General features: G+C 70.2%; 35 protein-coding genes. 8 read left to right on the top strand and 27 right to left on the bottom strand.

The annotated features are described in order from the left end of the window. The first annotated feature begins 131 nt into the window (after positions 1-131). Together greA and ACAZ03_RS16295 are read left to right on the top strand one after the other, a co-directional pair. Entirely contained in the window at positions 132-602 is a 471-nt protein-coding gene (gene greA / locus ACAZ03_RS16300) for a transcription elongation factor GreA (RefSeq protein WP_373355170.1), read from the top strand. Between the two features lie 16 nt (positions 603-618). Next, positions 619-1,599 carry a hypothetical protein gene (locus tag ACAZ03_RS16295; RefSeq protein ID WP_373355169.1) on the top strand — a complete coding sequence of 327 codons (981 nt, stop codon included), beginning with the start codon at positions 619-621 and terminating at the stop codon, positions 1,597-1,599. Here the strand turns inward: ACAZ03_RS16295 and ACAZ03_RS16290 are convergent. From ACAZ03_RS16290 to pyk, 14 genes are all read right to left on the bottom strand, one after another. Next, the gene (locus tag ACAZ03_RS16290; RefSeq protein WP_373355168.1) at positions 1,596-2,096 is read right to left on the bottom strand and encodes a hypothetical protein; all 501 of its coding nucleotides are present in this window, start codon (positions 2,094-2,096) and stop codon (positions 1,596-1,598) included. The two genes, ACAZ03_RS16295 and ACAZ03_RS16290, sit on opposite strands and share 4 nt — an antisense overlap. Then, positions 2,096-2,710: a glycerol-3-phosphate 1-O-acyltransferase PlsY gene (gene plsY, locus ACAZ03_RS16285; protein WP_373355167.1), complete on the bottom strand. Its 615-nt coding sequence runs from the start codon at positions 2,708-2,710 to the stop codon at positions 2,096-2,098. Before plsY ends, ACAZ03_RS16290 begins: the two co-directional genes overlap by 1 nt. After that, complete coding sequence (gene pyrC / locus ACAZ03_RS16280; RefSeq protein WP_373355166.1) at positions 2,707-3,990, bottom strand: dihydroorotase; 1,284 nt, start codon at positions 3,988-3,990, stop codon at positions 2,707-2,709. Before pyrC ends, plsY begins: the two co-directional genes overlap by 4 nt. Then, positions 3,987-4,613 (bottom strand): hypothetical protein, encoded by a 627-nt coding sequence (locus ACAZ03_RS16275; protein WP_373355165.1) that lies wholly within the window; start codon positions 4,611-4,613, stop codon positions 3,987-3,989. Before ACAZ03_RS16275 ends, pyrC begins: the two co-directional genes overlap by 4 nt. A 145-nt stretch (positions 4,614-4,758) precedes the next feature. Beyond that, entirely contained in the window at positions 4,759-5,715 is a 957-nt protein-coding gene (locus ACAZ03_RS16270) for an aspartate carbamoyltransferase catalytic subunit (RefSeq protein WP_373355164.1), read from the bottom strand. A 350-nt stretch (positions 5,716-6,065) separates the two neighbouring features. Further along, complete coding sequence (mscL, locus tag ACAZ03_RS16265) at positions 6,066-6,500, bottom strand: large conductance mechanosensitive channel protein MscL (protein ID WP_373355163.1); 435 nt, start codon at positions 6,498-6,500, stop codon at positions 6,066-6,068. 77 nt (positions 6,501-6,577) lie between these two features. Continuing rightward, positions 6,578-8,971, bottom strand: coding sequence for a phenylalanine--tRNA ligase subunit beta (pheT, locus tag ACAZ03_RS16260; RefSeq protein ID WP_373355162.1), 2,394 nt, complete (start codon positions 8,969-8,971; stop codon positions 6,578-6,580). A gap of 91 nt (positions 8,972-9,062) precedes the next feature. Beyond that, a complete protein-coding gene (locus ACAZ03_RS16255) occupies positions 9,063-9,344 on the bottom strand; it encodes a YrhK family protein (RefSeq protein WP_373355161.1) in 282 nt (93 codons plus the stop codon). Positions 9,345-9,364: 20 nt separating this feature from the next. Then, entirely contained in the window at positions 9,365-9,772 is a 408-nt protein-coding gene (locus tag ACAZ03_RS16250; RefSeq protein ID WP_373355160.1) for a hypothetical protein, read from the bottom strand. Then, the gene (pheS, locus tag ACAZ03_RS16245; protein ID WP_373355159.1) at positions 9,769-10,839 is read right to left on the bottom strand and encodes a phenylalanine--tRNA ligase subunit alpha; all 1,071 of its coding nucleotides are present in this window, start codon (positions 10,837-10,839) and stop codon (positions 9,769-9,771) included. The genes ACAZ03_RS16250 and pheS overlap by 4 nt, the downstream gene beginning before the upstream one ends. Before the next feature lie 282 nt (positions 10,840-11,121). Then, positions 11,122-11,484, bottom strand: a complete 363-nt coding sequence (rplT, locus tag ACAZ03_RS16240; protein WP_373355158.1) for a 50S ribosomal protein L20 — start codon at positions 11,482-11,484, stop codon at positions 11,122-11,124. A gap of 12 nt (positions 11,485-11,496) precedes the next feature. Then, the gene (rpmI, locus tag ACAZ03_RS16235; RefSeq protein ID WP_373355157.1) at positions 11,497-11,697 is read right to left on the bottom strand and encodes a 50S ribosomal protein L35; all 201 of its coding nucleotides are present in this window, start codon (positions 11,695-11,697) and stop codon (positions 11,497-11,499) included. A gap of 211 nt (positions 11,698-11,908) precedes the next feature. Beyond that, a complete protein-coding gene (locus ACAZ03_RS16230) occupies positions 11,909-12,133 on the bottom strand; it encodes a hypothetical protein (protein ID WP_373355156.1) in 225 nt (74 codons plus the stop codon). 43 nt (positions 12,134-12,176) lie between these two features. Next, entirely contained in the window at positions 12,177-13,622 is a 1,446-nt protein-coding gene (pyk, locus tag ACAZ03_RS16225; RefSeq protein WP_373355155.1) for a pyruvate kinase, read from the bottom strand. Positions 13,623-13,755: 133 nt separating this feature from the next. Here pyk and ACAZ03_RS16220 point away from each other — a divergent pair, with 133 nt between their 5' ends. Next, the gene (locus ACAZ03_RS16220) at positions 13,756-14,520 is read left to right on the top strand and encodes an N-formylglutamate amidohydrolase (protein WP_373355154.1); all 765 of its coding nucleotides are present in this window, start codon (positions 13,756-13,758) and stop codon (positions 14,518-14,520) included. Positions 14,521-14,550: 30 nt separating this feature from the next. Next, positions 14,551-14,850, top strand: a complete 300-nt coding sequence (locus tag ACAZ03_RS16215; RefSeq protein WP_373355153.1) for a DUF1244 domain-containing protein — start codon at positions 14,551-14,553, stop codon at positions 14,848-14,850. On the opposite strand, the gene rnc is transcribed toward ACAZ03_RS16215, so the two are convergent. The 7 genes from rnc to ACAZ03_RS16180 all read right to left on the bottom strand — a co-directional run bounded on the left by rnc (position 14,851) and on the right by ACAZ03_RS16180 (position 18,510). Further along, entirely contained in the window at positions 14,851-15,552 is a 702-nt protein-coding gene (rnc, locus tag ACAZ03_RS16210; RefSeq protein ID WP_373355152.1) for a ribonuclease III, read from the bottom strand. Further along, entirely contained in the window at positions 15,549-16,385 is an 837-nt protein-coding gene (gene lepB / locus ACAZ03_RS16205) for a signal peptidase I (protein ID WP_373355151.1), read from the bottom strand. The genes rnc and lepB overlap by 4 nt, the downstream gene beginning before the upstream one ends. 82 nt (positions 16,386-16,467) lie before the next feature. Beyond that, positions 16,468-17,103 carry a hypothetical protein gene (locus ACAZ03_RS16200; RefSeq protein ID WP_373355150.1) on the bottom strand — a complete coding sequence of 212 codons (636 nt, stop codon included), beginning with the start codon at positions 17,101-17,103 and terminating at the stop codon, positions 16,468-16,470. Continuing rightward, a complete protein-coding gene (gene acpS, locus ACAZ03_RS16195) occupies positions 17,100-17,516 on the bottom strand; it encodes a holo-ACP synthase (protein WP_373355149.1) in 417 nt (138 codons plus the stop codon). The genes ACAZ03_RS16200 and acpS overlap by 4 nt, the downstream gene beginning before the upstream one ends. 59 nt (positions 17,517-17,575) lie before the next feature. Then, positions 17,576-17,890, bottom strand: a complete 315-nt coding sequence (locus ACAZ03_RS16190; protein WP_373355148.1) for a Dabb family protein — start codon at positions 17,888-17,890, stop codon at positions 17,576-17,578. Then, positions 17,887-18,333: a hypothetical protein gene (locus ACAZ03_RS16185; RefSeq protein WP_373355147.1), complete on the bottom strand. Its 447-nt coding sequence runs from the start codon at positions 18,331-18,333 to the stop codon at positions 17,887-17,889. Before ACAZ03_RS16185 ends, ACAZ03_RS16190 begins: the two co-directional genes overlap by 4 nt. Positions 18,334-18,342: 9 nt before the next feature. Then, on the bottom strand, positions 18,343-18,510 hold the full coding sequence (locus ACAZ03_RS16180) for a hypothetical protein (RefSeq protein WP_373355146.1): 168 nt from the start codon (positions 18,508-18,510) through the stop codon (positions 18,343-18,345). An 88-nt stretch (positions 18,511-18,598) separates the two neighbouring features. Between ACAZ03_RS16180 and ACAZ03_RS16175 the strand changes: the two genes are divergently transcribed. Next, complete coding sequence (locus ACAZ03_RS16175) at positions 18,599-19,516, top strand: LysR substrate-binding domain-containing protein (protein ID WP_373355145.1); 918 nt, start codon at positions 18,599-18,601, stop codon at positions 19,514-19,516. A gap of 67 nt (positions 19,517-19,583) precedes the next feature. On the opposite strand, the gene rnhA is transcribed toward ACAZ03_RS16175, so the two are convergent. The 6 genes from rnhA to ACAZ03_RS16145 form a co-directional block, all read right to left on the bottom strand. Next, positions 19,584-20,048: a ribonuclease HI gene (gene rnhA / locus ACAZ03_RS16170; RefSeq protein ID WP_373355144.1), complete on the bottom strand. Its 465-nt coding sequence runs from the start codon at positions 20,046-20,048 to the stop codon at positions 19,584-19,586. After that, the gene (locus ACAZ03_RS16165; protein ID WP_373355143.1) at positions 20,045-20,554 is read right to left on the bottom strand and encodes a hypothetical protein; all 510 of its coding nucleotides are present in this window, start codon (positions 20,552-20,554) and stop codon (positions 20,045-20,047) included. The genes rnhA and ACAZ03_RS16165 overlap by 4 nt, the downstream gene beginning before the upstream one ends. 42 nt (positions 20,555-20,596) lie before the next feature. Then, the gene (locus ACAZ03_RS16160; RefSeq protein ID WP_373355142.1) at positions 20,597-21,199 is read right to left on the bottom strand and encodes a LysE family translocator; all 603 of its coding nucleotides are present in this window, start codon (positions 21,197-21,199) and stop codon (positions 20,597-20,599) included. A 13-nt stretch (positions 21,200-21,212) separates the two neighbouring features. Then, positions 21,213-22,163, bottom strand: a complete 951-nt coding sequence (gene ispH, locus ACAZ03_RS16155) for a 4-hydroxy-3-methylbut-2-enyl diphosphate reductase (RefSeq protein WP_373355141.1) — start codon at positions 22,161-22,163, stop codon at positions 21,213-21,215. A gap of 39 nt (positions 22,164-22,202) precedes the next feature. Continuing rightward, on the bottom strand, positions 22,203-22,631 hold the full coding sequence (locus ACAZ03_RS16150) for a YqaA family protein (protein ID WP_373355140.1): 429 nt from the start codon (positions 22,629-22,631) through the stop codon (positions 22,203-22,205). Between the two features lie 85 nt (positions 22,632-22,716). Beyond that, positions 22,717-23,289: an NYN domain-containing protein gene (locus ACAZ03_RS16145; protein WP_373355139.1), complete on the bottom strand. Its 573-nt coding sequence runs from the start codon at positions 23,287-23,289 to the stop codon at positions 22,717-22,719. A 126-nt stretch (positions 23,290-23,415) separates the two neighbouring features. Between ACAZ03_RS16145 and folK the strand changes: the two genes are divergently transcribed. The 3 genes from folK (at position 23,416) to ACAZ03_RS16130 (ending at position 26,943) form a co-directional block, all read left to right on the top strand. After that, complete coding sequence (gene folK / locus ACAZ03_RS16140) at positions 23,416-23,964, top strand: 2-amino-4-hydroxy-6-hydroxymethyldihydropteridine diphosphokinase (protein WP_373357097.1); 549 nt, start codon at positions 23,416-23,418, stop codon at positions 23,962-23,964. Between the two features lie 300 nt (positions 23,965-24,264). Further along, entirely contained in the window at positions 24,265-24,618 is a 354-nt protein-coding gene (gene rpoZ / locus ACAZ03_RS16135; RefSeq protein WP_373355138.1) for a DNA-directed RNA polymerase subunit omega, read from the top strand. Positions 24,619-24,636: 18 nt separating this feature from the next. Then, the gene (locus tag ACAZ03_RS16130; protein ID WP_373355137.1) at positions 24,637-26,943 is read left to right on the top strand and encodes a bifunctional (p)ppGpp synthetase/guanosine-3',5'-bis(diphosphate) 3'-pyrophosphohydrolase; all 2,307 of its coding nucleotides are present in this window, start codon (positions 24,637-24,639) and stop codon (positions 26,941-26,943) included. Positions 26,944-26,949 lie beyond the last annotated feature (6 nt).

Raw genomic sequence — 26,949 nt, 5'->3', positions numbered from 1 at the left:
AATTCGGGCCGAGGCGGCAATCGCCGGGGCCGACACCTCCCGGCCCGCCTGCGGCGGCCGCTTGACTTTCGGCCCTTGAACGACGTTAGAAAACCGGCTCCGATACGAGCGACAGGAAGGATGACGGACCCATGGAAAAGATACCCCTGACGCGCGCCGGCTTCGACAAGATCGACGCCGAGCTCAAACAGCTCAAGAGCGTCGAGCGGCCCGCCATCATCCAGGCGATCTCCGAGGCGCGCGAGCATGGCGACCTCAGCGAGAATGCCGAATACCATTCGGCCAAGGAAAAGCAGAGCTTCATCGAGGGCCGCATCAAGGAGCTCGAGGGCGTCCTGTCTTTGGCCGACGTGATCGACCCCAAGAAGCTCTCCGGCCCGATCAAGTTCGGCGCCACGGTCGAGCTCGTCGACGAGGATACCGACGAGGAGCGGACCTATCAGATCGTCGGCGAATACGAGGCGGATATCGAGAACGGCCGGCTCAACATGAAGTCGCCGCTCGCCCGGGCCCTCATCGGCAAGGAGGAGGGCGACAGCATCGAGGTGCGCACGCCCGGGGGCGAGAAGGCCTACGAGATCCTGAAGATCAGCTACGTCTGACGGGAGGGGGCTCCGGATGTCCGCCCAGCCGCACGATCCGGGGCTCGACCTGCCGACGCCGGCTCCGGCGCCGGCCTTGGGCGGCACCGACCTCGCCGCGATCATCCTCGCGGTGCTCTGGGTGCTCGGCGCCGGGGCGTGGTTCTTCCTGCGCCCCGAGGCGGTGGTCGCCGACGAGATGCAGCTCCTCTCCTCCGTCATCGCGGTGATGGCGGTGATCCTGCCGGTGGCCGTCCTCTGGGTGGCGGCGACGGCGGCGCGCTCGGCGCGGGTGTTCCGCGAGGAATCGCGGCGCCTGCAGGCGGCGATCGATGCCATCCGCCATTCCTATATCGAGGAGCGGCAGTCGCGCGTCGCGCCCCTGCCGGCCCCCGCGCCCGCGGCCCCCGCCCTGCCGCCGCCCGAGGCCCTGCCCGAGCCGCCGCTCACCTTCTCCTCCCGCCGGGGCACGCGTCCGGCGCCGGTGGCGGAGCCCGACGGCCAGCCGCGGCTGGCGCTCGGCACCCCGGCGGAGGATCTGGAGCCGCCGCTGCCGCTCCCGGATTTCATCCGCGCGCTGAACTTCCCCGACAACGAGAGCGACGAGGCCGGCTTCGCCGCGCTCCGCCAGGCTCTGAAGGACCGGCGCGCCCGGCAGCTCATCCAGGCCAGCCAGGACGTGCTGACGCTCCTCTCCCAGGAGGGGATCTACATGGACGACCTGCGGCCCGACCGGACCCGGCCGGAGATCTGGCGCCGCTATGCCGTCGGCGAGCGGGGCGGGCTGGTCTCGGCGCTGGGCGGCATCCGCGACCGCGCCTGCCTCGCCCTGACCATCGGGCGGATGCGCGAGGACACGATCTTCCGCGATGCGGCCCACCATTTCATGCGGCTCTTCGACCGGATCATGGGCGAGATCGAGCCCGAGCTCACCGACGAGGAGCTCGCGGCCCTGACCGACACGCGCACCGCGCGGGCCTTCATGCTCCTCGGCCGGGTGACCGGCGCCTTCGACTAGTCGGCGCTGATCGGCGTGTAGAACACGCCGTCCTCCGCCACGATGGCGGTGACGCAGGGCGCGGCGCCGAAGCTGTCGCAGACGATGCCGTGGCGCTGCAGGAGGATGACATTGGGCGTGTAGGGCCCGTGGCGGACGACGCCCCAGTTCCAGCCCGTCCAGCTCGCGCTCTCGCCGGAGGAGAGCACGAAATGCACCGGCGCGCCGCCGGTGCCGGCCCAGAGCGAGGCCGCGCGCGAGCAGAAGATGTGGTTGAAGTCGATCACCAGATCGTCGGGCCCCATGCCGCCTTCGCTGCCGTCGAGATCCTCCTCCGTAAAGGCGCCGCCCTCGATGACGAGCGTGCCGCCTTCGGTTTCGGTGTCGCAGCGCTGGGCCGCCTCTTCGAGGATCGCGCCGCCGGCGGGCCAGGTCTCGGCGATCCAGGCGGTGTCGTCGTCCTGGGCCTGGGCGGCGAGGGGCAGAAGGCAGAGAAGGGCGGGGGCCAGGCGGCGCATCACTTCGCTCCGATCTTCGGTTCCGTCCCGGCGCGCAGCCGGGCGATGTTGGCGCGGTGCCGCCAGAAGACGATGGCGGCGAGGCAGAGGCAAAGGAGCGCCGCATCCGGCCGCCCGAGCACATGGGCTAGGATCGGCGAGAAGGCCGCGGCGAGCAGCGCCGAGAGCGAGGAATAGCGGGCGGTCAGCGCCGTCAGCAGCCAGACGAGGCAGGCGGCGAGCCCGAGCGGCCAGTAGAGCGCCAGAAGGATGCCGAGGAGCGTCGCCACTCCCTTGCCGCCGTGAAAGCGCAGCCAGACGGGGAAGCAATGGCCGAGAAGCGCCGCCAGCCCGGCCAGCTGCGCCGCATCCTCCCCGCCGATCCAGCGGGCGAGGAGCACGGCGACGGCGCCCTTGAGCGCATCGAAGATCAGCGTCAGCGCGGCGGCACGCTTGTTGCCGGTGCGCAGCACATTGGTGGCGCCGATGTTCCCCGAGCCGATCTTGCGCAGATCGCCGAGGCCCATGGCGCGGGCCAGCAGGATGCCGGAGGGGATCGACCCCAGCAGATATCCCCCGAGCGCCAGCAGCGCGAGCAGCGGCAGGGGCGTCACCATTTCAGGCAGAAACATCATTCGAACACCCGCTCCCCCGCGACCCAGGTGCCGATGACCTTGCCCTGAAGGCGTGCGCCGTCAAAGGGGGTGTTGCGCGATTTGCTCTTGAGCGTCTCGCGGTCGAGCACGAAGGGCGCGCCGGGGTCGAAGAGCACGAGATCCGCCGGGGCGCCCCTGGCGAGCCGCCCGGAGGGCAGGCCCAGCCGCCGCGCCGGGTTCAGCGACAGCGCCCGGAAGAGCCGCGGCAGGCCGAGGTGGCCGTCATGAACGAGCCGGAGCGCGGCGGGCAGAAGGGTCTCCAGCCCGACGGCGCCGGAGGCGGCGACCTCGAAGGGCAGGCGCTTCGATTCCTCGTCCTGCGGCGTGTGGAACGAGCCGATGACGTCGATGAGGCCGGAGGCGACGGCCTCCACCGCCGCCATGCGGTCGTCTTCCGAGCGGAGCGGCGGCGTCAGCTTGAAGAAGGTCCGGTAATCGGCGACGTCGAACTCGTTCAGCGTCAGGTGATGGACGGAGACGCCCGCGGTCACGTCGAGTCCGTTGGCCTTGGCCCGCTCCAGCGCCGGCAGGGCGCGGGCGGTGGTGATCTGGTCGGCATGGTAACGCGCGCCCGACATCTCGATGAGGGCAATGTCGCGGTCGAGCGCCATGCGCTCCGCCATCGGGCTGACATGCGGCAGGCCGCGAAGCGAGGCGAACTTGCCGGCGGTGGCGACGCCGCCGGACGAGAGGCCCGGCTCCTGCACATGGCCGATGACCAGCGCGCCGAGGGCGCGGGCATAGGTGAGGGCGCGGTAGTAGACCTTGGTGTTCTCGACGACGCGGAGCCCGTCGGTGAAGGCGACGGCGCCGGCATCCATGAGGAAGCCGATCTCGGTCATCTCGCGCCCCTCGCGCCCCTTGGTCAGCGCCGCCATGGGGCGGACGCGGGCGAGGCTGTCCTCCCGCGCGCGGCGCGAGACGAATTCGAGCACTTCGGGCGTGTCGATGGGCGGCGAGGTGTCGGGCCGCGTGACCATGGTGGTCACCCCTCCGGCCACGGCGGCGCGGCCGGCGGAGCGGAAGCTCTCCTTGTGGCGCTCGCCGGGCTCGGAGACCTTGACGCCGAGGTCGACGATGCCGGGCGCGAGGGCCGCGCCCCGGCAGTCGATGCGGGTGGCACCCGGGAAGGCGCCCTCGGGCAGGGGCCCCGCGATCACCTCGGCGATGGTGCCGCCCTCGAGCAGGAGCGCGCCCGGCGTCTCGCTCTCCGCCTCGGGGTCGATGAGGCGGGCGTTGTGAAGAAGCGTCTGCGTCATTCTGCCGGCGGGAAGTCGGGGAGGGCGTCTTCCGCCTCGGCCTTCTGGCGGGCCAGCTCCTCGGTCGCCAGCCGGTGCACCATGCGCGCCTCGCCGATCAGGCGGAAGCCGACGGGGGCGGAGATCGTGGCGATGGACGAGCCGGTGGCGCGGCGCACGTCGCGGCTGGCCCGCTCGCGATACTGCGACTCGGCGAACCAGACGTCGCCGAGGCCGAAGGGCGCCTCTTCCACCGCCAGCTTGTCGGCGCGGAGCGGATAGCGAGCGGGGGTGCGGGCGGGCAGACGGTCGGCGACATAGGCGGCGCGGTCGGTCAGCGCATAGGCGGTGCCGCGCCGGCGCCAAGCGTCGAAGACGAGGCGGCCGACCGTGAACCAGAGCCCGGCGAGAAGCGCCACGGCCTCGACCACCGGCACCTGACCCGTCGGCCCGCCGTCACGCGTCAGCCAGATGACGCCGCGGACGACCGGAAAGAGGAACAGCAGGGCGCCGATAGCCCCCTCGGTCGAGAGCGCCTCCGACCAGAGCACACGCCCGTCGGGGCGGCCCTGCCAAAGAAGCCGCTCGCCCGGTTCGATCCGGCCAGCCCACTCCGCCGCGCTCATCTCTCTCGGCCCCGTCATATCCCCTCTGCCTCAGCCCTAGCTCCTGAACGGCCGGTCGGCCAGCCGAAAGCCGCCATCGGGGCATCGCGCCTCGGGGGAATGCGCGCGGGCGCCACAGGGAGGGTGGGGGAGGGGAGCCGGAAAGGGGGTCTGAAAGGGGGCGCTAGCCGGCCAGCGCGCCCCGAGCGTTGGCGCTCGCGAGGTTGGCGGCGAGAAGCTCCATGGCCGCCATGCGCACGGCGACGCCCATCTCGACCTGCGTCTGGATGACGGAGCGGTTGATGTCGTCGGCGATGGTGCCGTCGATCTCCACCCCCCGGTTCATCGGCCCGGGATGCATGACGATGGCATCGTCCTTGGCATGGGCCAGCTTCTCGGCGTCGAGCCCGTAGCGGTGGTAATACTCGCGCTCGGAGGGGATGAAGCCGCCGTCCATCCGCTCCTTCTGGAGCCGGAGCATCATGACGACATCGGCGCCCTTCAGCCCCTCCTCCATGCTGTCGAAGACCTCGACGCCGAGCTCGCCGATCCCGGGCGGCATCAGCGTCGGCGGGCCGACGAGGCGGAGTCGGTTCTCCATCTTGCCGAGGAGGAGCAGGTTCGACCGCGCCACCCGGCTGTGGGCGATGTCGCCGCAGATGGCGATGGAGAGCCGGTGTAGCCGGCCCTTCTTGCGGCGGATGGTCAGGGCATCGAGCAGCGCCTGCGTCGGATGCTCGTGCCGCCCGTCGCCGGCATTGAGGACGGCGCAGTTGACCTTCTGCGCGAGGAGGTCGACGGCGCCGGAATGCGGATGGCGGACGACGAGCAGGTCGGGGCGCATGGCGTTGAGCGTCAGCGCCGTGTCGATCAGCGTCTCGCCCTTCTTGAGCGAGGAGGAGGCCATCGACATGTTCATGACATCCGCCCCCAGCCGCTTGCCGGCCAGCTCGAAGCTGGCCTGGGTGCGGGTCGAGGCCTCGAAGAACATGTTGATCTGGGTGAGCCCCTCGAGCTTGCGCTCGGGCTTGATGCCGTCCCGCATGGCATCGGCATGGGCCTCCGCCAGATCGAGGAGCGTGATGATCTCGTCCTGGCCGAGCGGCTCGATGCCGAGGAGATGGCGGGCGCGGAAGGTCATGGGCTGGTCCCCCTTGGGGAGGGTTTGCCCCGGGGCGGGGCCGGATGCAACGGGCGAGGGGTGGGTGGGCTTCTCAACCCACCTTTGGCGCAACGCCTGTGCTATGCCCCCGCCCGGTACGCGCCGGAACGGCGCAGGGCGAGCGCCGGCCCGTCCCGCGGGCTGGCGCTCTCGTTGGGCAGCGCGCCGTTCTGAGCGGGGAAGTGGCTGCACCATAAAGTGCGCCGTCCGGCCGTCAGGAGCGCCACCCCCCGGGCCGGCGCTCGCCCCGCGCGGCACCGTGGCGCCCGTCGGAAGGCGCGGCGGGCGCAGGGCGGGCTTCGGCCCGCCACGCCCGCCTCCGCCAGGCGCTACGCCTTGGTGGCGAGGAGATCCCGAATATCCGTCAGAAGCTGCTCCTGCGTCGGCCCGCTCGGCGCCGCCGGCACGGGCTCGCCGCGCTTCACGGCGCGGTCCTTGATCCGGTTCACGCCCTTCACGAGCAGGAACACCACGAAGGCGATGATCACGAAGTTGATGATCGCGGTGATGAAGGACCCGTAGGCGAAGATCGCGGCGCCGCTCTCGCGGGCGGCGGCGAGGCCGGCGCCCTCCGGCACCTCGCCCGACATCACGACATACATGTCGGAGAAGTCGACGCCGCCCAGGATCAGCCCGATGAACGGGTTGATGATGTCATTGACGAGGCTCTGCACGATCGCCGTGAAGGCGGCACCGATGATGATGCCGACGGCGAGGTCCATCACATTGCCCTTGGCAATGAAGTCGCGAAATTCCTTGATCATGTCCCACTCCCTCATGCGGCAGCCCCGCCGCTGACGCGGCGAGGCTAGCGCATGTCATGAGACATGGTGAAGAGGGCTCAGCGCCGAAGCGCGCCGCCCGTCGCCTTCGTGACCTTTTCGACCACTTTCGACGAGACCGCCTCGATCTCTTCCTCCGTCAGCGTGCCCGCCTTCGGCTCCAGCCGCACGGTGACGGCGAGGGATTTCTGGCCCGCGGCGAGCGAGCCGCCCTCGAACTCGTCGAAGATCCGCACCTCGGCGATGAGCGCCTTGTCGGCCCCTTGAGCGGCATTGACCAGCACCTGCGCCTCGACCTCCTTCGGCAGGACGAAGGCGAAGTCGCGCTCCACCGCCTGGAAATCGGAGGTGGCGAGCGCCGGCCGCGCCGGGGACTTGGCGCGCGGCAGCGGCACCTCCTCCGGCGAGAGCGTGAAGGCGACCACCGGGCCCTTCACATCCATCGCCGCGAGCACCTTCGGATGCAGCGCCCCGAAGGTGCCGAGCACCTTCTTGGGCCCGAGGCAGAGCCGCCCGTGGCGGCCGGGATGCCACCAGCCTTCGCCGCCGCGCATGACCTGCAGCTTGGCCGGCGCGCCGAGGGCGGAGAGCACGGCCTCGGCATCGGCCTTGGCGTCGAAGACATCCTCGGCGCGGCTCTCGCCGTGCAGGTCCTTCGGTCCGGTGCGGCCGACCCAGATGCCGGCGATCTGCCAGGCCTCCTCGCCCGGCTCGCCGCCGGCGAAGGCATGTCCGATCTCGAAGAGCCCGAAATCCGTCTGGCCGCGAGCCTGGTTGCGCGCCGCCGCCGCCAGCAGGCCAGGGAGCAGCGAGGGCCGCATGTGGGACATGTCGGTGGAGATCGGATTCTCCAGCGCCGTCGCCTCCGACCCGCCGCCGAAGAGCGCGGCAGAGGCGGCGTCGATGAAGGAATAGCTGACGCATTCGTTGTAGCCGAGCGCCGCCGCCTGCCGCCGCGCCGCCGCGAGCCGGCGCTGCATCGGCGTCAGGATCGGCTTGGGCACGCCGGGGACCTGCGTCATCGGCTTGCCCTCAAGCTTCGTCAGCGAGGCGATGCGGGCGACCTCCTCCACGAGGTCGGCCTCGCCCTGCACATCGGGCCGCCAGGAGGGCACTTGCGCCATGTCGCCGTCGAGCCGGAAGCCGAGCGCGGTGAGCGTCTCGCGCTGGGTCTCGGCCGGGATCTCCATGCCGACGAGGCTGACCACCCGGTCGGTATCCAGCCGGTAGGCGCGGGAGGTGTCCGGCACCTCGCCCACGCGGATCATCTCGGAGGCCTCGCCGCCGGCGATGTCCACGATCATCCGCACCGCGCGCTCCAGCCCCTCGGGCGTGAAGGCCGGATCGACCCCGCGCTCGAAGCGGTAGCGGGCGTCGGAATTCACCTTCAGGGCCCGGCCGGTATAGGCGATCTGCACCGGGTCCCAATAGGCGCTCTCGACGATCACGTCGGTCGTCTCGAGCTCGGAGCCGGAATGCTCGCCGCCCATGATGCCGGCGATGCTCTCGGGGCCGTTCTCGTCGCCGATGACCATCTGCCCGGGCTGGAAGCGGTAGGTCTTGCCGTCGAGCGCCAGCAGCTCCTCGCCGCCCTCGGCCCGGTAGACCCGGATCGCGCCCTTCACCTTCGCCGCGTCGAAGACGTGCAGCGGCCGGTTGAGGTCATAGGTGAAGAAGTTGGTCACATCGACGAGGAAATTGATCGGCCGGAGCCCGATCGCCTTCAGCCGCCCCTGCAGCCAGGCCGGGGAGGGGCCGTTGGTGACGCCGCGAATGAGCGTCGCGCAGAAGAGCGGGCAGCCGTCGCGCGTGTCGTCATCGACGGTGATCCGGAGGTCGGCCTTGAAGGCCGGGGCCACCGGCTCGAACGGGTTGTCTTTCAGCACCCCCAGCCCCCGCGCCGCGAGGTCGCGGGCGATCCCGCGCACGCCGAGCGCGTCGGGCCGGTTGGGCGTGATGGCGATCTCGATCACCGGGTCGACGGCGGCGGGGCGGTGCTCGGCGAGCCAGCTCGCGAACTCCTGCCCGACCTCACCGGAGGGCAATTCGATGATGCCGTCATGCTCGTCCGAGAGCTCCATCTCGCGCTCGGAGGCCATCATCCCGTGGCTCTCGACGCCGCGGATCGTGCCGACCTGGATGGTCGTGTCGATCCCCGGCACATAGGCGCCCGGCTTGGCGACGACGACGGTGATCCCCGCCCGCGCGTTCGGCGCGCCGCAGACGATCTGCTTGAGGCCCTCGTCGGTCTCCACCTGGCAGACCCGCAGCCGGTCGGCATCGGGGTGGGGCTCGGCGGAGGCGACCTTGCCGATGGTGAAGCCCTTCAGCTTGGCGGCGGGGTCTTCGATGCCCTCGACCTCTAGCCCGAGGTCGGTCAGCGCCTCTGCGATCTCCGCCACGGAGGCGGAGGTGTCGAGGTGGTCTTTGAGCCAGGAGAGGGTGAATTTCATGTCGTGTCTCCTTTGCGGGGCGGGGCCCCTCGTCTCTCGTAGGGTGCGTGCTCGTCACGCACCTTCGGGCCGGTGCATGCGAGCGCGCATCCTAGCCTTTGTATCTCTCGGCGAGGTCTTCCTCGTCGCCCATCTCGTAGAGCTTCAGCTCCCGCACCAGCCGGATCGTCGGCTTGGCGGCGAAGAGGATCGACCCGATCAGGAAGAACCACGTGCCGGCCGTCTGCCACGCCGCGAAAAAGAACATGACCGACCCGACGACAAACGCGAAGGCCGCGCCGAAATCGACGGCGGTATAGGCGATCTCGTAGCGCGCCCAGAGGCGCCGGGACGCCTCGTTTTGGTGGCGGCGGTCGGGGTGGAAGAGGGGCATGTTGCGCTAAAATCGAACAGCTATAGCTGAGGTCCAAATATTTTGACAGCCCACGCTATAATGAGTGCGGTGATCACTGAGGCGAGGAATGTCGGGATGTTGGACCATATGTTGCTCCAAGCGGCCTTCAGCCAGTTTGCGTTTTCAATTCGGTCATGACCTGCAGATGTCAGAAACGCGTACGTTTCGGCGTAGGTATCTTCTGGTCCCGGCCCGAACCATGGAGCGTCGGTCACCTTCTCTGTTCGAACAAAGCCATCTCGTATCAAAAGGCGAGCGTTGTACGCCTCCTCCCTAGACCAGTCTGGCGTCTCCGCATCGTCATATCCACCGAAGTTTTTAGCGTAGACTTCAAAGCGGAGCGATTGATCTTCGGACGCTTCCAACTTCTTAAGGATTTCTATCTGAAGATTCTTGTCTCGCTTCACCTGCTCAACCCCCCCGCCAACCCCGGCTGGTCCAGCGCCGAGAACCCGTAGTGCCGCAGCCACCGCAGGTCGCTGTCGAAGAACGCCCGCAGATCCGGGATCCCGTATTTCAGCATGGCGATCCGGTCGATGCCCATGCCGAAGGCGAAGCCCTGGTACTCAGCCGGGTCGATGCCGGCGTTGCGCAGCACGTTGGGGTGCACCATGCCGCTGCCCAGGACCTCCAGCCAGTCGTCTCCCTCGCCGACCTTCACGGTGCCGCCGTCCCAGGAGCATTGCACGTCGACCTCGGCCGAGGGCTCGGTGAAGGGGAAGTGCGAGGCGCGGAAGCGGGTCTTCACCTCGGTGCCGAAATAGGCGGTGAAGAACTCCTCCAGCACCCATTTGAGGTTCGCCATCGAGATGCCCTTGTCGATGGCCAGCCCCTCGACCTGGTGGAACATCGGCGTGTGCGTCTGGTCGTAATCGGCGCGGTAGACGCCGCCCGGGCAGATGATGCGGATGGGCGCGCCCTCCTTCTCCATCGTGCGGATCTGCACGGGAGAGGTGTGGGTGCGCAGGACGGCCGGCGGGCGGTTGTCGCCCTCCGCGCGGGCCATGTAGAACGTGTCCATCTCCGCCCGGGCCGGGTGGTGGCCGGGGATGTTGAGCGCGTCGAAATTGTACCAGTCCGTTTCGATCCGCGGCCCCTCGGCGACGGAGAAGCCGAGGCTGGCGAAGATCGCCGTGACCTCCTCGGTCACCTGGCTGATCGGGTGGATCGAGCCCGCCGGGCGGCGGCGGGCCGGCAGCGTCACGTCGAGCCATTCACCGCGCAGCCGCTCCTCCAGCGCCGCATCGCCGAGGGCTGTCTTGCGGGCGATGAGCGCCGAATTCAGCTCGTCCTTCAGGGCGTTGAGCGCCGGGCCGGCGACCTGCCGCTCCTCCGGGCTCATCTTGCCGAGCTCGCGCATCTTCAGCGAGACCTCGCCCTTCTTGCCGAGCGCGGCGAGGCGCACCTCCTCGATGGCGCCCTCGTCGGCGGCCTCCGCGATGGCGGTGAGGTATTTCTGTTTGAGATCGTCCATCATCGGCCCTCGTCACTTCGCCGTTGCTGCTAAAGGCTCGCCCGCCCGCACGCAAGCGAGCGGGGGAAGCGGTGGCCCTCGGGGGGCGGCGATCTAGCGGAGCGTGAGCAGCGCGCGACCGGCCGGGGCCCCCGAGGGCCCGGTAAAGAGCTGGCCGATTTGGTCGCGCATCGTCATGGGGCGCCTCTTAGCACGGCGCCGGGCGGTGGGGAAGGCGCCTGCCCCAAATGAAAAGGCCGCCTCCGGGGGGACGGCCTTTCCGCAATTCCGTGATGTCTGACCTCAGGCCAGCGCGGCTTTCGCCTGGTCGACGATGGCGCCGAAGGCCTCCGGCTCGTGGACGGCGAGATCGGCGAGGACCTTGCGGTCCACCTCGATGCCGGCCAGCGACAGGCCGTTGATGAAGCGGCTGTAGGTCAGCGCCTCGTCATGGGCGCGCACGGCGGCGTTGATCCGCTGGATCCACAGGGCGCGGAAGTTGCGCTTGCGGTTCTTGCGGTCGCGCGTGGCGTATTGGTTCGCCTTGTCGACGGCCTGCTTGGCGACCTTGAAGGTGCGGCTGCGGCGGTCGTAATAGCCCTTCGCCTGATCGAGGATCTTCTTGTGGCGACGGTGGGTGATCGGGCCGGTCTTGGTGCGGGACATGTCAGCTCCTCCTTATCGGGCGTAGGGCATCATCGGCTTGATGATACCTTCGTCGGCCTTCGACAGGGTCGTCGTGCCGCGCGCGTTGCGGATGAACTTGTTGCTGCGCTTGATCATGCCATGGCGCTTCCCGGCCTGGCCCGCGATGACGCGGCCCGAGGCAGAGACCTTGAACCGCTTCTTGCAGCTCGACTTGGTCTTCATCTTCGGCATTTCCATCTCCTCGTCTGACGTTCAGGCGCGACTCGGCAATGCCAAAAGGCCGGCCGCGCGGGTAGGAAGCGTCCCTATAGGGGCAGCGCGCGCAGGTGGCAAGCCTTTCGCGGGGTTTGCGCGGGCGGCGCCGCGCGGGACGGGCCGGCGCTCGCCCTGCGCCGTTCCGGCGCGTACCGGGCGGGGGCGAAGTGCGAGCGCGACGCCCCCCTCAGTTCATGAAGTCGCCGATGACCCTGACGATGACATCGGGGATCGCGGCCAGGGAATAGGCGCCCGGGTTCTGCCGCACGGCGAGGAAGATCAGCACCGCCGCCACCACCAGCAGCAGCGCCGCGAGGCGGGGCGAGCGCCGCTCGATCACCGCGCCGAAGACCGGCGGGATCGCAAGCACGCCGATGACGAGCCCGATGAGAAAGGTGAGATCCGGGGTCATGGCCACTCCCTGTCCCGGGGCGGTGCCCCGGGGTCTGCCGAGCCTATTCCGGCTCCGAGGCGAAAATCAAACGTTCCTCGCAGGGTGCGACCCGCAGGATGTTCGTCGAGCCCGGCGTGTTGAAGGGCACGCCGGCGGTGACGACGATGTTGTCCTTCTCCTCCGCGAGCCCCAGCGCCTTGGCGGCGCGCACCGCCTCGACCACGGCCATCTTGAAGCGCATCACCGGCGGCACGACGACGCAGTTCGTGCCCCAGACGAGGCAGAGCTGGCGGGCCGTCTTCTCGAGGCTGGTCATGGCGACAATCGGCACGCGCGGCCGCTCGCGAGCGACCATCAGCGCCGTCGTGCCACTCTCCGAGAAGCAGCAGATCGCCTTGACCTGGGTCTTCTCGGCGATCTCGCGCGCCGCGGCGGTGATCGCCCCGGCGACGGAGGAGCTGTCGGCCCGGCGCGAGGCCTCGATGATCTCGGTATAGGTCGGGTCGCTCTCGACCTCGCCGGCGACGTTGTCCATCGTCTGCACGGCCTCGACCGGATATTGCCCCGCGGCGCTCTCGGCCGAGAGCATGATGGCATCGACGCCCTCGTAGATGGCCGCGGCCACGTCGCCGACCTCGGCGCGGGTCGGCATCGGGCTTTCGATCATGCTCTCCAGCATCTGGGTGGCGACGATCACCGGCTTGGCGGCGGCGCGGCAGAGCCGGGTCAGGCGCTTCTGGATCGTCGGCACGGCATGGACGGGCATCTCGACGCCAAGGTCGCCCCGCGCCACCATGATCCCGTCGGAGACGGCGAGGATCTCCTCGAAGGCGCGGACGGCCGCCGGCTTCTCGATCTTCGAGAGCACGCTGGCGCGGCCCTTGGCGAGGGCGCGGGCCTCTTCCACGTCGGCGGCGCGCTGAACGAAGGACAGCGCCAGCCAGTCGACCCCGAGCTCGCAGACGAACTCGAGATCCTTCTTGTCCTTGGGCGAGAGGGCCGCCAGCGGCAGCACCACGTCGGGCACGTTCACGCCCTTGCGGTTGGAGATCGTGCCGCCGACCATCACTTCGCAATCGGCGAAATCGGCGCCGCAATCCCTGACCTTCAGCCGGATCTTGCCGTCGTTGACCAGAAGCGAGGCACCGGGCTCGAGCGCGTCGAAGATCTCCTTGTGGGGGAGCTGCACGCGGCTGGCGTCGCCGGGCGCGTCGGAGAGGTCGAGCCGGAAGGCGGCGCCGTCCTCGAGCTCTTCGGACTCGTTGGCGAAGGTGCCGACCCGCAGCTTCGGCCCCTGGAGGTCGGCGAGAATGGCGATCGGGAAGCCGAGATCGGCCTCGACCTGGCGGATGATCTCGTGGCGGGCACGGATCTCGTCATGGCTGCCGTGGCTCATGTTGAGCCGGAAGACATCGGCGCCGGCCTCGACGAGCGCCCGGATCACCTCGTAGGTGGAGGAGGACGGCCCCAGCGTGGCGACGATCTTCACGTTGCGATGGCGTTTCATGGCGGGTTGCCCTTTCCTCGGTCGCATGTCGGCAGAGGGGACCGTTATCGCTAACGGCCCCGGCGGCGCTTATCGCGCGATTTCCATTCGCTCACAACTAGCCTATGCCGCCTTTCGACAAGATGACAGGTGCATGGAGAACATGAGGGATACGGGCTCCGAAGACACGCTTGCCTTCGAGATCGCCGGAGAGGACCGCCCCGGCCGCTGGGTGGTGACCTGCGATCACGCCTCGAACCGCGTGCCGAACTGGGTGAACGGCGGCGATCTCGGCCTGCCCGCCGCCGACATGGCGCGGCACATCGCCTTCGATCCGGGCGCCGAGGGCGTGGCGCGCATGCTGGGCGCCGCGCTCGACTCGCCGGTGATCATGGGTCGCTTCTCGCGGCTGGTGATCGACCCCAACCGGGGCGAGGACGATCCGACGCTGGTCATGAAGCTCTATGACGGCAGCGTCATTCCGGCCAATGCCAAGGTGGGCCCGGCGGAGCGGGAGGAGCGGCTGGAGCGGCTGCACCGGCCCTATCACCGGGCGCTCGGCGATCTCGCGGCGCGGCGGCGGGACACGGCGGTGCTCTCGATCCATTCCTACACGCCGCAGCTCCGCGGCCGGCCGCCCCGGCCCTGGCATATCGGCATCCTCTCAGCCGACGAGGACCGGCGGCTCTCCGCGCCCTTGCTGGCGCGGCTCGCGACCGAGAAGGATCTCGTCGTCGGCGACAACGAGCCCTATGGCGGCCATCTGCCCGGCGATTCGATCGACCGGCACTGCCTGATCCCCGGCCGGCCGAACGTGCTGATCGAATTGAGGAACGACCTGATCGAGACGGAGGCCCAGCAGGCGGCCTGGGCCGAGCGGCTGGCGCCCCTGCTGGCCGCCGCGCTCGCGGGGCTGTAGGCTGGGCCCGACCTTCCGAGGGAGAGCCAGATGGACGACCAGACGCGCATAGAGATCGAGGCCGCCGCGTTCCGGCGCCTTCGGCAGCACCTGATCGAGGAGCGGCCCGATGTGCAGAACATCGACCTGATGAACCTCGCCGGCTTCTGCCGGAACTGCCTCAGCCGCTGGTATCAGGAGGCCGCCGCCGAGCGGGGCGTCACGCTCAGCAAGGACGAGGCGCGCGAGGTTTACTACGGCGAGCCCTATGACGTCTGGCGCGAGAAGCACCAGAGCGAGGCCTCGCCCGAGGCGCAGGCCGCCTTCGCCGCCCGCCCGCCCGAGGGCTGATTAGCCGCCGATATCCTTCAGGAGCTTCGCCGCCGCCGCATGTTCGGCGAGCCGCTTGGAGCGCGCCTCGGCCCGGGCGGTCTGGCCGCTTTCGAGCCGCACCTCGATGGTGAAAAGCGGCTGGTGGTCCGGCCCCTCGCGGGCGATCACCCCATAGGCGGGCACCGTCTGGCCGCGGGCCTGCGCCCATTCCTGCAGCGCCGTCTTGGCGTCGCGCGCATCGTCGGGCGCCGCCGCGATGCGCGGCCCCCAGAGCCGCAGCACCACCTCGCGCGCCACCTCGAGCCCGGCGTCGAGATAGATGGCGGCGATCACCGCCTCCATCGCATCGGCAAGGAGCGCCTCCTTCCGGCGGCCGCCGGAGAGCGCCTCGCTCCGCCCGAGGCGCAGGACCTCGCCGAGGCCGGAATCGCGGGCGACCTCCGCGCAGGTCTCGCGGCGGACGAGCGTGTTGAAGCGGGGGGCGATCTGGCCCTCGCGGGCTTCGCGGTCGGCGGCGAGCAGCGCCTCGGCCATCACCAGCCCGAGCACCCGGTCACCAAGGAATTCGAGGCGCTGGTTGTCCTCGCGCCCCGCGCCGCCCCCCGCAGGGCTCATGCCCGAGGCGGAGCCATGGGTCACGGCGCGGCGGAGGAGGTCTTCATCCGAAAACCGGTGCCCCAGCCGCTCCGAGAAGGCGGCAAGCGCGGCGGAGAGGCTCACTCCAGCTTCTCGAAGAACCTGTCTCCCCGCCAGGTCCAGAATGCCAGGATCGAACGGCCGGCGGAGGAGAAGATCACCCGGTCGGCGCGGCCGACGATATCGGCCAGCGGCACGAAGCCGACCCCGCGGGAGGTCTGCGGCACGCGGCTGTCGGTGGAATTGTCGCGGTTGTCGCCCATGAAGAAGTAGTGGCCCTCGGGCACCGTGAAGACGCCGGTGTTGTCGAGCTCGAGATCGCCGATGTCGAGGATGTCATGCTCGACGCCATTGGGCAGCGTCTCGCGGTAGCGGGTCTTCACGCATTCGCCGCCGAGCCCCACCGCGCCGTTGGAACAGCGCGGCATCGAGCCCTGCGGCCCCTGCGGCTCGAAGGTCTCGGTGAAGACACCGTCGGCCCGCAGTTCCACCGCCTCGCCGTTGATCTGCAAAACGCCGTCCGTCACCTGGATCCGGTCGCCCGGCAGGCCGATCAGCCGCTTGATGAAATCGCGCCCGTCGACCGGATGGCGGAAGACGACGATGTCGCCCCGCTCCGGCTCGCCGCCGAATAGCCGCCCCTCGCCCCGCTGCAGGAAGCCGCAGAAGTCATCCGCCCCGATATCGACCCCGAGCGCCGGAATGCGGATCGAGGGGCAGGAGGCGTAGCTGTAGCCATAGGCCATCTTGTTGACGAAGAGGAAGTCGCCGACCAGCAGCGTGTCCTTCATCGAGGAGGAGGGGATCCAGAAGGGCTGGAAGAACAGCGTCCGGAAAATGCCTGCGATCAGCAGGGCATAGACGATGGTCTTGATGGTTTCCCAGGTCCCGGCAAGGGCGCCCGTCTTCTCGGTCATCTCGATACGCCTTCTGGGGGGTCAATCGGCCCGCGCTACATGAAAGGGCGGGGCCGGGGAGTCAACATCGCGCCGGAGCGGGTCACGGGGCGGTGCTGTCCGGGACGGTCAGGCCGAGCGCCTTGCGGAGTTCGGCGCCGTCGAAGCTGCGGCCGGTGAGGGCCGAGGCGCGGACCTCGGCGAGGGAGAGCTCGCGGAGGGTGGAGGTGCCCTCGCACCAGGCGGTCAGGGTCTCGCCGCAGAGCGCGAGCGGGCGGAGCACCGTCTCCTCCCCCTCGAGCGCCACGGCGAGGCAGAGCCCCTCCGCCACGGCGCGGGCGGCGAGGGGCTCGGGCAGGCCCGGCTCGGCCGGATGCCCCCAGGCGCGAAGGGGCGCGGGCGGGCCCTTGAAGGGCAGGACCTCCGGCCAGGCCTCCGCGAGCCGCGTCACGCCGCGGCTGGCGGCCGCCCGCCATTCGGGCGATCCGTCCATGGTGGAAAGGGCGGCGACGAGGGCGCCGGCCTCCTCCGCCGTGAAGGAGACGGGGGCGAGCCGCGCCTCCCGCCGGAGGATCCAGCCGGTCTTCGGCCCGCCCTCGACCGGCAGGCCGAGGCCCTGGAGCTTGCGGACGGCGCCCAAGACCTCCTCCGCGCCCATGGCCGTCTGGCTTGCGAGCTCGGCGGAGCCGAGAGGGCGGCCAGCGGCGAGAAGCGCCGCCAGCAGCGCGCGCGCGGTCACGCCGCCGGCCCCGCTTCGGGCAGCGCCTCGATCACCACCATGGCCTGCGCCCAGGGATGGTCGTCGGTCAGCGTCACATGGATGACGGCGCGGTGGCCCGGCGGCGTCATCTTCGCCAGCCGCTCCTTCGCCCAGCCGGTGACATGCATCACTGGCTGGCCGCTGCGGAGGTTGGTGACGCTCATGTCCTTCCAGGCGATGCCCATGCGGAGGCCCGTGCCGAGCGCCTTGGAGCAGGCCTCCTTGGCGGCCCAGCGCTTGGCATAGGTGGCCGCGGTCGCATGGGCGCGGCGCTCGGCCCGGTGCTGCTCGCGGTCGGTGAACACCCGCTCGCGGAAGCGGTCGCCGAAGCGCTCGAGCGTCTTCTCGATGCGCTCGATATTGCAAAGATCGGTGCCGATGCCGAGGATCATGGGAGCTCCACCTGTCCGCCCCGCACTCTGCCGCGCCCCGAGTGCCAAGGCCAGCGCGATCAGCCGCCGATATCGGCGACGAGAAGGCCCGTGGGCCCGCCCACGAGGGCGAGAAGCCGCGCGCCGAGGGCCCGATGCGCCGGGTCTTCGGCATAGAGCTTCAGCGCCTCGCGGCTCTCGAACCTGGCGGCGAAGCCGTAGCTGAGGCCGGGGGAGAGCCCCTCTAGATCGAGGTTCGGCCCGTGGTGGAAGCCGGACATGCCGGGCAGATCCAGCGCGGCGAGGCCGGCCATCACCTCCGCCAGCTCGGCGGCGTCATGGCCCTCCGGCAGGCGCAATAGCACGACGTGCAGGATCGCGCCGCCGGGGCTCACCGGGGCGTTTCGCCGACGGTGATCTCGCCGGTGGACTGGTTGAGCGTGATGGTGACGAGCACGGGCAGCGCCGTGAAGCCGTCATCGGCCGTCGCGTCTCCCTCGATCGTGAAGACCAGACCCTTCGCCGGGTCGTAGCTCGCGTCCAGCGTCGAGAATTCCAGCCAGGACCAGCCGTAGATCTCGTCGCGCATGATCGTGCGGCACTGGCGGAAGCCGAGCTCGTCGCGAGGCGGCGAGACGATGACCAGATGCATGGGGCCGGTCACCGGCTCCATGAAGTCGATGGCGGCGACGCGCACATCGCCATTGGCGAAGGTGGCCGTGTAATCCTCCCACGGCTCGGGGATCACATCGAGCCGCGCCATGTCGCAATCGGCCGTGCCGAGGGCAAACGCGGCGCCCGGGAGGAGGGCGAGGAGGGGGGCGAGAACCTGTTTCATGCCGGCAGGTTAGCCGCGCTCGGCCGCGCAGGGAAGAGGCGGCGCAGCGTCATCGGGCCGGGGCAGGGGCAGATCGGCAAGGTCCCGCTGGCTCATCGCGGCGATGGCGGGATGATCGAGCGGGCCGGGGGGATCGGTGCGGGGCCGGGGCGCGGCACGCCGGGGGCGGAAGAACATGGGGAGACTCCTTTCGGGTTGGAGTCTTCGCATGCCCGCACCCCTGAAATCATTGCCGGATCGGTCGATGGGGGTATAGCGTTCCTATATGAACCCGCTCAACCGCATCCCCCTGCCGGCGCTCCGCGCGGTCGAGGCCGTCGCCCGGCTCGGCTCCCTCGCCGCCGCCGCGGGAGAGCTCGGCGTGACCCCGGGCGCCGTCAGCCAGCAGGTGATCCGGGCGGAGAAGGTGCTGGGCCTCCAGCTCTTCGAGCGGCGCCCCGCCGGCATGGTGACGAGCGCCCGGGGCGCGGCGGTGGTGGCGGGGCTGGAGCGGGGCTTCGCCGAGCTCTCCGCCGCCGTGGCCCGGGCAGAGCGGGCGGAGGACGCGTTGACCATCTCGGTCGCGCCGGTCTTCGCGGCGCGCTGGCTGATCTGGCGGCTGCCCCGCTTCCGGGCGCTCCATCCCGAGATCGCCGTGCGGCTCGATGCCTCGCTGGGGCTCGCCGACCCCAATGCGGGAGAGGTGGACATCTGCCTGCGCAACGGCCCCGGCGGCTACCGGGGCGTGACGGTGGAACGGCTCTGGCCGCAGGTGATCTTCCCCGTCTGCGCGCCGGAGATGGCGGCGCGGCTGCAGCGGATCGAGGACCTCGCCCGCGTGCCGGTGATCCGCGAGACGGCGGGCAATTTCACCTGGGCCGACTGGCTCGGCCCGGCGGGGGCGCCGGAGGTGGTGCCGGGCGGCGAGGTGGCGGGCGAGGGGCCGCTCTACAGCGACTCCATGCTCTGCCTCGATGCGGCGATCTCGGGGGAGGGGGTGTTCCTCTCCTTCGAGACGCTGGCGGCGGATGCGCTGGCGATGGGCCGGCTCACCGCCCCCTTCCGGGGCCGTTTCGTGACGGCGAACCACTATTGGCTGGTCACCGCCGCCGGGGCGCGGCCGACCCGGGCAATGCGGGCCTTCACCGGCTGGTTGAAGGCGGAGGTGGCGGAGGCGGGGCTGGGGAGGACGATGCCGGGATAGGTGGGGGCTCTGCCCCCACACCCCCGAGGTATTTTTGGCCAGATGAAAGGGGATCCGGGAGGGGGGATCAGCCGGCCCGCGCCGTCTTGAACGGCGCCATGGCTTCGCGGGCGAGCTCGTCGGCGCGCTCGTTCTCGGGGTGGCCCGCATGGCCCTTGACCCATTCCCACGAGACCTGATGCCGCCCCGCCGCCGCGTCGAGGCGCTGCCAGAGGTCGGCGTTCTTCACGTCTTTCTTCGCGGCGGTCTTCCAGCCGTTGCGCTTCCAGCCGTGGATCCACTTCGTCAGCCCGTCCTTGACGTAACTGGAATCGGTGACGAGCGTCAGCGCCGTCGGGCGCCCGAGCGCCTCCAGCGCCGAGATGGCGGCCATGAGCTCCATCCGGTTGTTGGTGGTGGCGGGGGCGCCGCCGTTCAGCTCGCGGCGCTTCACCTCGCGGCCGTCCTGCCGGGCGATGAGCAGGGCGCCCCAGCCGCCGGGGCCGGGATTGCCGGAACAGGCGCCGTCCGTATAGGCGAAATAATCGGTCATTCGGCCGGGGCCTCGCCAGCGGCGGCCGCCGCCTCGACCAGCCCGGCGGGGATCAGCGCCTCGAGCCCGGCGAGGATCGCCTCGGCCCGCGCCGTATCGGCGGGATAGCCGGGCACCGTGAGGGCAGAGCTGCCGGGGTAGAGCACCGCCGCCGTGGCGCCGCCGCCGATGGGGGGATCGAGGCTCTCGGCGATGGGCGCAGCAGTGAGGTCGGCGGCGAAGGCGGCGATGCGCGCCTCGAGCGCGGCGCCAGCCTCGGGGCCGAGCGGCTCCGACGCCGTGCCGCAGGCCGGGCCCTCCGTCTCGTAGCCATGGCAATAGCGGGCGGTGACGGCGCTGGCGGCGAGCGTCACGTCATAGCTCCAGGCGTAGGAGGGCGCGACGGAGGGGGAGCGGGCGCTGAGGACAGCCAGCGCCTCGCCGGCGGGGGCCGTGACCTCGCCCTCGGCGAGGGTGCAGGCGGGCAGGAGGGCGAGAAGGAGGAGGGGGCTGAACAGGCGGGTCATGATGATGCTCTCAAATGATGGGCCGTCGGAAAGGGGGCGCCCTCAGGCGCGCTCCAGCGCCAGCTTCAGCCCGAGCCCGGCGAAGCTCGCCGCGAAGGCGCGGCGCATCCAGAGCATCGCCCGCTCGGAGCCGAGGATCAGGTGGCGGCCGGTGGCCGCGAGGGCGGCGTAGAGCAGGAACGTGCCGAAGGTGATGCCCGAGAAGGCGAGCCCGAGCTCGGCGATCTCGTCCACCCCGGCGCCCGGCGTCAGGAACTGCGGCAGGAAGGCGAGGAAGAAGAGCGGCAGCTTGGGGTTGAGGATGTTGAGCAGGATCCCGCGCCAGACGAGCCGCCCCGCCGGGGCCGCCTCCGCCGCGCGGATCGCCAGCGCCCCGCGCTCGCGGAGCACGCCCCAGGCCATCCAAAGGAGATAGGCCACCCCGGCGATCTTCAGCGCCTGGAAGAGGAGCGCAGAGGAGAGGAGCACCGCCGCCAGCCCCGCCATCGCCACCAGAAGGTGCAGCATCGTCGCGACCGTGCAGCCCAGTGCCGCGAAGACCCCGGCGCGGAAGCCGCCGCCGAGCGTGGTGGAGAGCGTGTAGACCACGCCGATCCCGGGGCTGAGGCAGATGACGAAGGCGGTCAGCAGGAACTCCGGGCCCATGGCGGCACCTCCCTCAGGCAGGCTCGCGCAGGGCGCGCGGCACCTTGAACTCGATGTTCTCCTCCGCCGTCACGACGGGATGGACCGTCACGTCGTAGCGGCTGCGAAAGGCGGCGACGACCTCGTCGATCAGCACCTCGGGCGCCGAGGCGCCGGCGGTGATGCCGACGGAGCGGATGCCCTCGAGCGCCCGCCAGTCGATATCCGCCGCGCGCTGGACGAGCTGCGCATAGGAGCAGCCGGCGCGGGAGGCGACCTCGACCAGCCGGCGGGAGTTGGAGCTGTTGGGTGCGCCGACGACGAGGAGCGCGTCGCAATCGGGGGCCATCTGCTTCACCGCCGCCTGCCGGTTGGTGGTGGCGTAGCAGATGTCTTCCTTGTGGGGGCCGACGATGGCGGGGAAGCGCGCCTTGAGGGCGGCCACGATCTCTGCCGTGTCGTCGATGGAGAGCGTCGTCTGCGTCACGAACGCCAGCCGCTCGGGGTCGCGCACCTCGACCCTCGCCACATCGGCGGGCGTCTCGACCAGCAGCACCTCGCCGGGGGGGAGCTGGCCCATGGTGCCGATCGTCTCCGGATGGCCGGCATGGCCGATCATGATCATCTGCAGGCCGTTCTCCGCATGGCGTGCAGCCTCGTTATGGACCTTCGAGACCAGCGGGCAGGTGGCATCGACGAAGATCATCTCGCGCCGCTCCGCCTCGGCCGGCACCGCCTTCGGCACGCCATGGGCGGAGAAGATGACCGGCCGGTCCTCGGGGCATTCGTCCAGCTCTTCCACGAAGACGGCGCCCTTGGCGCGCAGATCGTCGACCACATACTTGTTGTGGACGATCTCGTGGCGGACGAAGACCGGCGCCCCCCATTTCTCGAGCGCCATCTCGACGATCTTGATCGCCCGGTCGACACCGGCGCAGAAGCCGCGCGGGGCGGCGAGATGGAGCGTGAGGGCTGGCTTCGGCATGCGCCAGAGGTAGGCGATGGCGGCGCCCGCGTCGAGGGGTCAGCCGATCACGCCGGCGGTGATGAGGGCGAGGGCCGCGTAGCGGGCGGTCTTGGCGAGGGCCACGAGCGCGAGAAAGACCGGCCAGGGCGTGCGCAGCACTCCCGCGGCCAGCGCGATGGCCTCGCCGAAGGGCGCCCAGGTGAGCAGCAGCGTCCACAGCCCCCAGCGGCGATACCAGCGCTGGGCGCGCTCGAGCGCGGCGTCGGAGACGGGAAACCAGCGACGGTGGCGGAAGCGCTCGAGCGCGAGGCCCATCAGATAGGTGACGAGCGAGCCGAGCGTGTTGCCGACGCTCGCCACCACCGCGAGGAGCCAGACGGGATGGTGCCCGGCGATCTGCATCGCGGCGAAGACCACCTCCGACTGGAAGGGCAGGATCGTCGCGGCGCCGAAGGCGGCAAGAAAGAGCGTGGCGAGGCCGAGCATGGGGCGAGCCTAGGCCGGCGGGGCAGGCGGAAACCACAGGGTTTCCGCCATTGGCAAGGCCGCGCCCCCCAAGGTCACTCCAAGGTCAGTCGTCGGCCATCGCCTCCGCGTCGTCCCGCGGCGCGCGTTCGCGCGGCGGCCGGCCGATGGCGTCCTTGAGGTCTTCCAGCTCGATGAAATTGTCGGCCTGGCGGCGCAGTTCATCGGCCACCATGGGCGGCTGCGAGCGGATGGTCGAGACGACCGAGACGCGCACGCCCTTGCGTTGCAGCGCCTCCACCAGCGGGCGGAAATCGCCGTCGCCGGAGAAGAGCACGATGTGATCGACATGGGGCGCGAGCTCCATGGCATCGACGGTGAGCTCGATGTCCATGTTGCCCTTCACCTTCCGGCGGCCCTGGCTGTCGGTGTATTCCTTGGCCGGCTTGGTCACCATGGTGAAGCCGTTGTAGTGCAGCCAGTCGACCAGCGGGCGGATGGGCGAATATTCGTCGTTCTCGAGGAGGGCGGTGTAGTAGAACGCCCGAAGCAGCTTGCCGCGGCGCATGAATTCCTGCCGCAGGAGCTTGTAGTCGATGTCGAACCCCAGCGACTTTGCGGCCGCATAGAGATTCGATCCATCGATGAAGAGCGCGAGGCGCTCGTCACGATAAAACATCAAAAGTCCTTTCAATCTTCTCGCGCCCGGGGGAGTGGTCTTGGTGAGTGCCGGGCGCGGGACGCGGAAATGTAAGGGAAACGTGTCATGCCGCAACCAGCCCGACAAGGCGACCCGGCGGAATTGGTGTTTATCGCCCTCGGCGCCAACCTCGACGGCGCGTCACATGACCGTGACGCCGCGCTCCCCGCGGCGGCGGAGGCGGTGGCCAAGGCGGCCGACGCGCCGGTGCGAATCAGCCGCCTCTACCGCTCGCCGGCCTTCCCCGCCGGGTCCGGGCCCGACTATGTGAACGCCGTTCTGGCGGTGGACTGGCCCGCGCCGCCCGAGGACATCCTCGCGGCCCTCCATGCCATCGAGGCGGCGTTCGGCCGCGAGCGGCAGCGCCGATGGGGCCCCCGCACGCTCGATCTCGACCTCCTCGCCGCCGCCGCGGCGATCCGGCCGGGCAGGGAGGGCTGGGCCGCCTGGGCGGGCCTGCCGCTCGAGCGGCAGAAGGCCGAGGCGCCCGGCGAGCTGATCCTGCCGCATCCGCGCCTGCAGGATCGCGCCTTCGTCCTTCTCCCCCTCGCCGAGATATCGCCCGGGTGGCGCCATCCGGTGACCGGCGAGACGGTGGAGGCCATGCTCGCGGCGCTCCCCGAGCCCGATGTCGCCGCGCTCACGCCCCTCTAACCACTGCCCCTTTCCAGATACCCTTCGGGGGTCGCCATTGGAGGCGCCATTGGTTCGAGCCCCAATGGCGACGAGGGGCAGACAGCCCCTCGCTCCTGCCCTCTCCTCGCGGGCCGGCCCTCTCTGCCGGGCTGCCGGCCCCCGCCCCTTGCCTTTCCTGCCCCTGCGGCGTATGGACGGGCTTTCGAAGCGGGGCCGCAAGGCGGGCCCCTTGCCCTCATGGGCAAAGGCCAGCCCCTCCCCGCTCCAGCTCCCCCGCCGCCCGCAAGGGCCGGCGAGACAGCAAACGAAGGAACATCCATGGCCCGCGTGACCGTCGAAGACTGCGTTGACAAGGTTCCGAACCGCTTCGAGCTCGTGATGCTCGCCGCGCACCGCGCCCGCGAAATCACCGCCGGCGGCGCCCCGACCGTGCCGCGCGACAACGACAAGAACCCGGTCGTCGCCCTCCGCGAGATCGCGGAAGAGACCCAGGGCGCCGAGGACCTCCGCGAGCGGATGATCGAATCGCATCAGACGCAGATCGAGGTCGACCGCCCCGAGGAAGATTCCATGGCCCGCCTCATGGAGGCGGAGGTCGACAAGCCGGCGCGCGACGACATGAGCGAAGAGCGCCTGCTGCGCGAACTGATGGAAGTTCAGCGCCAGCGCTGAGCCGGAGGCACGACGGGCATGGCGGAATCAGGGGTCAGCTCCGGGCCGAAGGTGCCGGCCCCGGGGCGAAAGCCCCGCCGCCGCAAGGCCCTCGCGGGCTCCGCAGGGGCAGCGACGCTCAAGGCCGCGCCGCCGCCCTCGCCCTCCCCGCTTCTCGACGAGATCGCGCCCGACGCCATCGCGGTGGCGGGCGAGGCTCTCATCGCCGAGGTCCGCGCCTATAATCCCAAGACCGACGAAGCGAAGCTCCGCGCCGCCTTCGCCTTCGGGCGGGAGATGCACGAGGGGCAGACCCGCCGATCGGGCGAGCCCTACTTCACCCATCCCGTCGCCGTCGCCGCCATCCTCGCCGAGCAGCGGCTCGACGATTCCACCATCATCACCGCGCTCCTCCACGACACGATTGAGGACACCAAGGCCTCCTATGCCGAGGTCGAGGCGCGCTTCGGCAAGGCGGTGGCCGAGCTGGTGGACGGCGTCACCAAGCTGACCAACCTGCAGCTCTCCTCCGCGCAGACCCAGCAGGCCGAGAACTTCCGCAAGCTCTTCATGGCGACCAGCCGCGACCTTCGCGTCACGCTCGTGAAGCTCGCCGACCGGCTGCACAACATGCGCACCATCGGCTCGATGTCGCCCGAGAAGCAGCAGCAGAAGGCGCGCGAGACGATGGAGATCTTCGCGCCGCTGGCCGGCCGCATGGGCATGCAGTGGATGCGCGAGGAGCTGGAAGACCTCGCCTTCAAGGTCATCAACCCCAAGGCCCGCACCTCCATCATCCGACATTTCGCCCGGCTCCGGCGCGACAGCGGCGACGTCATCAAGCGGATCACGGCGGACATGCGCAAGGAGCTGGCCGAGGCCGGCATCCCGGCGGAGGTCACGGGCCGCGCCAAGATGCCCTATTCGATCTGGCGGAAGATGCAGGCGAAGGATCAGGGCTTCTCGCGCCTCTCCGACATCTACGGCTTCCGCGCCATCACGGGGAACGAGGCCGATTGCTACCGCGCGCTCGGCGCCATCCACCAAAGGTGGAAGAGCGTCCCCGGCCGCTTCAAGGATTACATCTCGAACCCCAAGTCGAACGGTTACCGCTCGATCCACACCACCGTCTCGGGCCGCGACGGCAAGCGCGTCGAGGTGCAGATCCGCACGCGCGAGATGCATGAGGTGGCGGAAAGCGGCGTGGCCGCCCACTGGGCCTACAAGGATGGCGAGCGTGCCGCCAACCGCTTCGCCGTCGATCCCGTCCGCTGGATCTCCTCGCTCACCGCCCGCATCGACGAGGAGGAGGATCACGACGCCTTCCTCGAGGCCGTGAAGCTCGAGATGTACCAGGATCAGGTCTTCTGCTTCACGCCGAAGGGCGAGGTCATCAAGCTGCCGCGCGATGCGACGCCTATCGACTTCGCCTATGCGATCCACACAAGGATCGGCCATGCCTGCGTCGGCGCCAAGATCGACGGGATGCGCGTGCCGCTCTGGACGCGGCTGAAGAACGGCCAGTCGGTCGAGATCATCACCGCCGAGGGCCAGACCCCGCAGGCCACCTGGGTGGACATCGCGGTGACCGGCCGCGCCAAGACCGCCATCCGCCGGGCGCTGAAGGAGGTCGACCGCGAACGCTTCATCCGCCTCGGGCAGGAGCTGGTGCGCGTCGCCTTCGAGAACCACCGCCGCAAGGCCACCGACAAGGCCTTGCGCACCGCCGCCAAGGCGCTGGCCATCGAGAGCACCGACGAGCTTCTGGCCCGGGTGGGGGCCAACGAGCTCTCCGGCCGGCAGGTGGTGCGGGCGCTCTATCCCGATCTCGCCCCCGCGACGGGCGACGAGATCGACGCCTCGCGCGCCGTGGCCGGCCTCGCGCCCGATCAGGTGCACACCCGCGCCCCATGCTGCCAGCCGGTGCCGGGCGAGCGCATCGTCGGCATCACCTGGCGCGGCCGCGGCGTCGTCGTCCATGCCATCGACTGCCCGGCGCTCGTCGAGTTCGAGGAGCAGCCCGACCGCTGGCTCGACCTGCGCTGGCAGGAAGGTCAGCACAAACCTATCCATGACGTCACGCTCGATCTCACCATCGTCAACGATGCCGGCGTCCTGGGGCGGCTGTGCACATTGATCGGCGAGCAATCCGCCAATATCTCCAACCTCGAGTTCAAGGACCGCAAGTCGGATTACTATCGCCTGCTGGTGGATGTGGAGCTGCGCGACGCCCAGCATCTGCATCAGGTGATGACGGCGCTCGAGGCGGAAAGCGACGTGGCCGCGCTCCGTCGGCACCGCGACCCGTCGCGGGCCGGCGAGGCCCTCAAGGGGCCGGGCACGTAACGGAGA

The sequence above is a fragment of the Pseudoroseicyclus sp. CXY001 genome (assembly GCF_041714655.1).
Lineage (GTDB): Bacteria > Pseudomonadota > Alphaproteobacteria > Rhodobacterales > Rhodobacteraceae > Pseudoroseicyclus_A.
The sequence above is the reverse complement of the archived record's forward strand: the minus strand, read 5'-3'. Positions and strand labels throughout refer to the sequence as shown.